A 631-nucleotide genomic window follows, 5' to 3' on the forward strand; every position below is an offset into this window, starting at 1 on the left:
AGTGGCGGTTTCACGACTTGGATACCGGGTTTGGGTTGACGGCGAGCGCCCAAGTCCCTTGCTGCAAGCAATGGCTTAGAGTTTCAGGTAAAAATCCTGGGTTAGTCGCACCATGGCTTCTGAATAGCGGCCATCGGTTTCTCTGATATAGAGAGCCGAGTGGGCTTCCGGTGTGGTAACCGCTTCGCCTTCCTTGACATGCTCAAGCAGTAACAACTGCCGGTTACAGGGCTTATGGGGTGTGCTGCTGACACTGACCCGCGCAGCCAGTCGCAAGCTTTGCTCAATTGCGGCGCGCTCAAATCTGTCCAGACTCTGAACCGGCAGAATAAGGCTCGCCTGTCCCTGTGGCTTTAACAACTGCTTTATCGCCAGACACAGCTCGTCAAAGCTCAGCTGTTCCGTGTGTCTCGCTATGGCTCGTTTGGGGTCATCCGAGCGTGGGCCGGTTTCGAAATAGGGCGGGTTACAGAGAATATGGTCGAACGGCGCTGCATCTGCCGAGGCATGTTCATCGCAATAGCTCTGAATTGAGCCTTGATACAAAGTGAGTCGGCTAGCCCAGGGCGAGGAGTTGAAGTTGGCACGGCTGGCATGGGCCGCGCTGCCGTCGAGTTCTACCGCCAGTATC

1 protein-coding gene is annotated in these 631 nt (G+C 55.9%); it reads right to left on the reverse strand.

Annotated elements, in window-relative coordinates; translation table 11 throughout:
* Positions 1-75: 75 nt before the first annotated feature.
* The coding region (locus IEX22_RS16245) for a tRNA1(Val) (adenine(37)-N6)-methyltransferase (RefSeq protein ID WP_188669273.1) at positions 76-631 on the reverse strand (556 nt) is incomplete at its 5' end.

Origin of the sequence: Tersicoccus solisilvae, assembly GCF_014643255.1 — a bacterium.
GTDB classification, from domain to species: Bacteria; Actinomycetota; Actinomycetes; order Actinomycetales; family Micrococcaceae; genus Tersicoccus; species Tersicoccus solisilvae.